This window comes from Clostridium sp. HV4-5-A1G (assembly GCF_900184915.1).
In the GTDB taxonomy this organism is placed as follows: Bacteria; Bacillota; Clostridia; order Clostridiales; family Clostridiaceae; genus Clostridium_B; species Clostridium_B aromativorans.
The window spans coordinates 1-6,752 of the sequence record NZ_FXYI02000182.1; the positions used below are offsets into that span (position 1 = coordinate 1).

The following is a 6,752-nucleotide window of genomic DNA, read 5'->3' on the forward strand; positions in this document are numbered from 1 at the left end:
ATATAACTTATTATATAATATATATACAGCGAGTAGTTTTGATAACGTAAATCCGGTTGTCAATACTACTTGCTTTTTTTTGGACATTAACTGTACGAACTTAATAAAAAGGAGGAAGATCAATTCAATGAAAGATTCAAAAACATTAAAACCTAAAACACAAATTAATATAAAGGCAATGCTGGCAGTGTTGGCATTTAGTGGGTTCTTAGCAGTATTTAATGAAACCATATTAAATGTTGCATTAAACATTCTCATGGAGGAAATGAACGTCACAGCGGGAACAATACAATGGATAGTTACTGCATATATGATGATTGTAGCTGTTATGGTACCAGTTACAGCTTTTTTAATCCAATCATTCGAATTAAAAAAGTTGTATTTGGGAGCTATGGTAATACTTTTGATTGGGACAATATGTACAGCTTGTTCTAAGACTTTCCCAATATTACTTATTTCCAGAATGCTGCAAGCTTCGGGTACTGGAATGATGATTCCCATTATGATGAATACAATACTACTTATAACACCGCAGAAAAAACGCGGTTCAGCAATGGCTATAGGTGCCTGTGCAATTCAGCTTGGGCCGGCACTTGGACCGACAATTTCAGGATTTATATTACAATTTTTCAACTGGCATGTGTTATTTATAATGTTAATTCCACTTATAATACTAGCTATGATATTTGGACATATTTATTTAGTAAATGTATCGACTCTTACAAAACCAAAAATTGATATCACATCAATTATATTATCAACCATTGGGGTTGGAGGAATTATATACAGCTTAAGTAGTCTGGACAGTGGAAATACGAAGATAGTTGGTATAACATTTATTATTGGAATGATCACATTGATAGCATTTGGTAAACGCCAATTGTCCCTAAAAGAACCTATGTTGGAAATACGTACTTTTAAATTTCCTTTATTTTCAATTGGTGTAGCACTTGTCATGATTTCCATGATGACGATATTTACTATGAATGTAATGTTACCTATGTTTCTTCAAGGAGCACTTAAAACAACAACTTTTGTAGCTGCAATGATACTGCTTCCAGCAACACTTATCAATGGATTTGTGACACTTATAGGAGGTAAAATTTACGACAAATTAGGAGCAAAAATTTTAATACAGGTAGGATTTGCTATAATGCTTGTATCATTATTTATTTTGTCACGACTGACTCTTGATACATCTCTTGCAAAGATTACAATTATTTATATAGTAGTATGTATTGGAGTTGGCAGCACATTATCACCATCTCAAACAAGCTCCCTTAATCAATTGCCGAGAGAATACTACCCACACGGAGTGGCTATATTAAATACACTTCAACAATTATCAGCAGCAATTGGCTCTTCATTATTTATAGGCATTATGTCGGCTTCACAGCAAAAAGCTTTAAATAACTTGGCTTCAGAACAAGCCGCTGTTACTGCTGGATTCAATACCGCAGTACTAGCTCTAACAGTGCTTGTTTTATTTGGTCTTTTTCTGTCATTTACTTTAAAATCGGAATAACAACAATATCTCCGGTTTATTTTAAATGCTGCTATAATTCTAGCAGCATTGTCAAAAAAATAATAGATAGGTTTTGTAAAAAGCTATCTATTATCTAAATTTCATCCATTTAGCTGCAGTTCTAAATGACCCCATATTTTTTTATAAGTACATATGCGACAACAGGCATAAGGATGTCAACAACAATGCTGGCAATTATAAGAAAAGAAACTCTTCCCACTATGTTCCACTTAATTATAGTCATTACAACAGCACCGATAGAAAATAAAGCCCAAATATAAAAGCCAAGTTTTTTTCTTAAAAATAGAAGTATAACTAAACCCGCTAACATGCCAATTTTAACTACAACAAATATGATATTTAAGGCTGTTGTTCCAATAGGATACAGTAACAATGCACCGGAAATAACCATAACAACGGACAACCATAACCATAACCACAACTTTTGAGTCATTGCACATTCATCCTTTCTTTAAAAATACATAATCTTTATAAACTTATGGAATTGCAGATATTTTTGTATTTCATACGTATAGTTTCTTTACTTATATTATACACCTAAAATATTCTTGAAAGTTCAAATTAAATTATTGTCAAACTAATCATATTAGTTTATAATAAATTTATTATAGTTTTATATAAAGGAGATTAATATGAGTGCAAAAAGAAGGTTAAATACAGAGACAATCCTAAATACCGCAGCAGAGTTGGTGGAAGAAAATGGACTTGAAAATGTTTCCTTACTACAGGTTGCGGAAAAATTGGGTGTAAAATCACCATCACTGTACAATCATTTTAGTGGATTTAAAGAACTCTCATTGGGCATTGCAAGGCTTGCTATCTCCAGACTCGGAGACACCATCCGCAGTGCAGCAGTTGGTCGGTCAAAGGGCGATGCGTTAATGACAATTGCTTTGGCATATCGTAAATTTGCAAGAGAAAATCCGGAACTTTACAAGGCAATTTTGAGATTTCCCGCTTACAATGATAGAAGTATTCAGGAAGCAGGTCATGCTGTTGTCCATATATTATACCAGGTCATGGAATCTTATCACTACAGTAAAGAAAAAACCATTCATTTTGTCCGCGGGTTCCGCAGTGCCCTTCACGGATTTGTCTCCCTAGAAGAGGTAGGGTTTTTTCAGAGCACCGAAGCCGATGTGGATAAAAGCTTCGAACAGCTTGTTTCATGTCTGATATCAACTTTAAATACAAGGGAGGATAATTAGCATGGTTCAATATATTGCCTTACCTATAGTTGGATTTGCAGTCGGTCTGCTTATTATTTCCCTTGGCGGCGGCGGTGGAGCTGTCTATGTGGGGATTCTCACTGCTTTCTTCAACATTCCTCCTGCCATTGCAGCCTCAACTTCGCTTGCAACTATAATTCCTACCACCGCGGTTGGGACCTTAAGCCACTGGAAGGCTGGAAATGTAAATTTACATTTAGGCCTTACCATGCTAATCGGAGGTGTAGTCGGTTCAATTATAGGTTCACTGTGTTCCGGACTGCTGCCACAGAACTTGTATAATAAACTGACCGGAATTATCTTGGTATTACTGGCCGTACAGATGCTTATTTCATTCACAAAAAGTAACCAAAAGAAAGATGATTCCCAAGATGTTAGTCAAACTAAGAGATCCAATATTATTAAAGCGGTTTGTTTTGGCCTGCTGGGGGGAATCATGTCCGGGCTTGTCGGTTTAAGCGGCGGCGGTCCAATTGTAGCAGGACTTATGATTTTAGGATGTCAGGTACTTGAAACAGTGGGGACTTCAGTACTCGTGTTACTTGGCATAGCTATTACTGGATTTATCACACATCTTGGATTGGGAAATATCGATTGGAAACTCGTAGGACTTTTAGCTGTGGGTACAGTATGTGGAGCTTTTGCAAGCCCGTTCCTTCTCAAGCGCATAGATAAGAAAAAATTAGAAAAGATTCTTCGACCAGCACTTTTCACCATGATCGTTGTAATGGGTGGAATGCTGATTTTTAAATAGACGCATATGCTCTGCTGGTATATAGTTCAGTTTTCATAATCATTTAAATTATAGGTATAGATTTAGTTTATAGATTTAGTTTTGTATAAATCTATACCTATCAATAACCTGTACTTATTTTAGACTACCAGACTCAAAACCATTACACCAATTAATCCCATTATTGAAATAATCGATGTCTGTACGCACCAAATTTTAAGTGTCTGAGGAAAAGTCAAACTAAAATATTCTTTAACCATCCAGAAAGACGCATCAGTAGGAGGATCACAGAACATAGAGCCACATCCAACAGCCAACACCATTAATTCTGGACTAACACCTGTTTGTGCGAGCAATGGCAATAAGATTCCAGCAGACATAAATAATGCTACTGTCGCAGAGCCAACTGTTACTCTTATAAGAGCTGTAATAACCCAGGCCAATACTAATGGTGATATAGGCAGTCCTACTACTAAGGTTGCTACATATTTTCCTACTCCACTGTCAACTATAACCTGTTTAAAGGCACCACCACCTCCAATAATGAGTAAAATCATTGCAATAGACTTGGCCGCTTCTACCGTACTATTCATTAACTCAGGCATCTTTTTACACACACGAAATCCAAAAGTATATAATGAAATAAAGAAAGCTATTAACAATGCCATATCTGTATTTCCAATAAAGGATAAAAACGTATGTGCATATGAATTTTCGGGAACAAAAAATTCAATTAATAATGATCCTGCTATAAGAATTACAGGTATAAGAGCTGTGGTAACACTTATTCCAAAACCAGGAAGTTCCTCTTCTTTAAATACTTTGGCAATAGCCAGGCCTTTTGGTATTTCAGATTTGTTGTTTTTAACCAATTTATAATATAATGGCCCGGAAACAATTAAGGCTGGTATTGCTATTATTATTCCATAAGCTAATGTCAACCCAATATTGGCTTTAAAAATTCCTGCTACAGCAACTGGACCAGGATGCGGCGGCAAAAAACAATGAGTCACCGATATGGCCGCCAACATTGGAATACCAACTTCTAATAATGGAATCTCAGCAGTTGCAGCTATGGTGAATATAATCGGAATAAGTACAACAAAACTAACTTCCCAAAATAGTGTTATACCAACAATAAATCCTGTCAATGCAACTGCCCAGGTAACATTTTTCCTACCAAACTTTTCAATTAAAGTCATCGAAATACGCTGAGCTCCTCCACCATCTGCCATAAGCCTGCCAAACATTGCTCCAAGGCCTAAAATTATTGCAAGATGTCCTAGTGTTCCTCCTACACCTAACTCAATTGAGCTAATGGTCTTCATTATTGGCAATCCTTCTGCCACACCTACTACCAAGCAGGTCAGCATAAGGGATAAAAATCCGTTGAGTTTAAATTTAACTAATAGTACAAAAAGAAATGCGATACCTACTGCCAAAATAATAAGAGGCATAATATAATTCACTCCTTCTTCCAAAATTGATCTCTAAATTATTTCAGTATCACCCTTAAGCCAGTAATATTACTCTATTACTAACTCAAGGTCATACTCAATTAACATACAAAATAATACAGATGATTTTTGCACCGTTTTCATTTAATATAGAATTCAGAAGCCTTCAGCTGATGAATTAAGCGTTTATTAAATTCTTTTTTAAGAGCTTCAATTTCCTCCGGCCTATAGTCATAAAAACCTGCTCCGGATTTAACTCCCAGTTTTCCAGCTTCAACTTTTTCACGTAAAATCGGATTTGCACAAGTTGAGTTGTCCATCACTTTTAACAAATTATCTCCTACAGTACACCAAATATCTAAACCGCCAAGATCAGCAACTTCCAATTGACCTGTTGTGGCATAACGAAATGCCGGACCAAATTTTAACGCTTTATCTATTTCAGCTGGTTCGGCAACTCCCTGTTCCATAAGTGAAAACACTTCCCTGGCAACTCCCTGTTGAATACGATTAGCAACAAGTCCTGGTACATCTTTTAAAATTTTAACTGTTTGTTTTTTTATGAATTTGTAGATCTCCTGTATTTCTTTGAAAATATCTTCTGGCATATTTCCAAAAAACGACAGCTCAATAATCGGCATCAAAAGTGCCGGATTATAAAAATGATCCACTAACATTCTCTTTTTCCTTTCATCACTTACAGCTGTCAGCATTTCACTTAATGATAAGCTGGAGGTGTTACTTCCAAAAACTGCATTTTTAGGTGCATATTTATCCAATTTAGAAAATATATCTCTCTTTATATCAATTTTTTCAGGTGCAGCTTCGATTATATAATCTCTATCCTCTACTGTTTTCTCCATATCATTAAAAAGTGTAACATTATCCAGCGACTTTACGATAGCTTCCTCACTAAATAGACCTCCTTCCACTAATTCTGACAAATCCTTATCCATTGTCTTTTTTACATTTTTTAATGTCTCCGAATTGGTATCAAACAAATTTACTGGATATCCATAAAGGGCAAAACATTCTGCAATACTGTGTCCCATCGTTCCTGCACCAATTACAGCTATTTTTTTTATCATTTTATATTTCCTCCTAGTTATTTTATACCTAATATTTCTCTTGCCTCTGCTGGCGTAGCCTCTTCTTTATTAGCTTCCTTAATTACTCTAACTGCTCTTTCTACAAATTCTACATTTGATTTGGCAATTTTCCCATAAGAATAATAAATATTATCTTCTAGTCCTACGCGAACATGTCCACCAAGTGCAATAGTTGCATAGAGAATTGGCAAATGTTGTTTCCCTATACCAAAAGCTGACCAGGTAGAACCTTTAGGAAGTAAATTCTTTAAATAGACAAGGTTTTCAACAGTTGCTATAGTTCCTCCAGCTGCTCCTAAAACTAACTGATAATGTGTTGGTACATCTAAAACTCCTTTTTTTACATAATACAACGTATTGTATATCATTCCTGCATCAAAAATTTCTACTTCTGGTTTAACATTATTGGTCTTCATACAATTACCCAACTTTTCTAGGAATGCCGGAGTATTATAAAACACTGAGTTATTCATCCAATTCATTGTACCTGCATCATAAGAGGCCATTTCAGGCTTTAATTCAACTAGATGTGCCATTCTAGTTTCATCCGTAGCATTTAAATCTCCAGAAGTTGTTAAGTTTATAACAACATCGCATTTACTTTTAATTACCTAAGTTTTGTACCAACGTAAAATAATATTTTTGATTTTAATGCCAGTAAATTTAAGCCAATAATTA

Annotated in this window: 7 protein-coding genes; 3 read left to right on the forward strand and 4 right to left on the reverse strand. The window is 35.3% G+C overall.

The annotated features are described in order from the left end of the window. The first annotated feature begins 127 nt into the window (after positions 1–127). The gene (locus J5G60_RS15290; RefSeq protein ID WP_150358655.1) at positions 128–1,525 is read left to right on the forward strand and encodes a DHA2 family efflux MFS transporter permease subunit; all 1,398 of its coding nucleotides are present in this window, start codon (positions 128–130) and stop codon (positions 1,523–1,525) included. Positions 1,526–1,646: 121 nt separating this feature from the next. Here J5G60_RS15290 and J5G60_RS15295 read toward each other — a convergent pair whose 3' ends face one another. Beyond that, positions 1,647–1,979 carry a hypothetical protein gene (locus J5G60_RS15295; RefSeq protein ID WP_150358654.1) on the reverse strand — a complete coding sequence of 111 codons (333 nt, stop codon included), beginning with the start codon at positions 1,977–1,979 and terminating at the stop codon, positions 1,647–1,649. A 199-nt stretch (positions 1,980–2,178) separates the two neighbouring features. On the opposite strand from J5G60_RS15295, the gene J5G60_RS15300 reads away from it, so the two are divergent. After that, positions 2,179–2,754, forward strand: coding sequence for a TetR/AcrR family transcriptional regulator (locus J5G60_RS15300; protein WP_150358653.1), 576 nt, complete (start codon positions 2,179–2,181; stop codon positions 2,752–2,754). Position 2,755: 1 nt separating this feature from the next. Then, positions 2,756–3,529, forward strand: a complete 774-nt coding sequence (locus J5G60_RS15305; RefSeq protein WP_150358652.1) for a sulfite exporter TauE/SafE family protein — start codon at positions 2,756–2,758, stop codon at positions 3,527–3,529. 119 nt (positions 3,530–3,648) lie between these two features. Here J5G60_RS15305 and J5G60_RS15310 read toward each other — a convergent pair whose 3' ends face one another. The 3 genes from J5G60_RS15310 to J5G60_RS15320 form a co-directional block, all read right to left on the reverse strand. Continuing rightward, entirely contained in the window at positions 3,649–4,965 is a 1,317-nt protein-coding gene (locus J5G60_RS15310; protein WP_150358651.1) for a gluconate:H+ symporter, read from the reverse strand. A gap of 140 nt (positions 4,966–5,105) precedes the next feature. Next, the gene (locus J5G60_RS15315; RefSeq protein WP_150358650.1) at positions 5,106–6,053 is read right to left on the reverse strand and encodes a 3-hydroxyacyl-CoA dehydrogenase family protein; all 948 of its coding nucleotides are present in this window, start codon (positions 6,051–6,053) and stop codon (positions 5,106–5,108) included. Positions 6,054–6,070: 17 nt separating this feature from the next. Further along, positions 6,071–6,682 carry a 3-keto-5-aminohexanoate cleavage protein gene (locus J5G60_RS15320; RefSeq protein WP_150358649.1) on the reverse strand — a complete coding sequence of 204 codons (612 nt, stop codon included), beginning with the start codon at positions 6,680–6,682 and terminating at the stop codon, positions 6,071–6,073. Positions 6,683–6,752 lie beyond the last annotated feature (70 nt).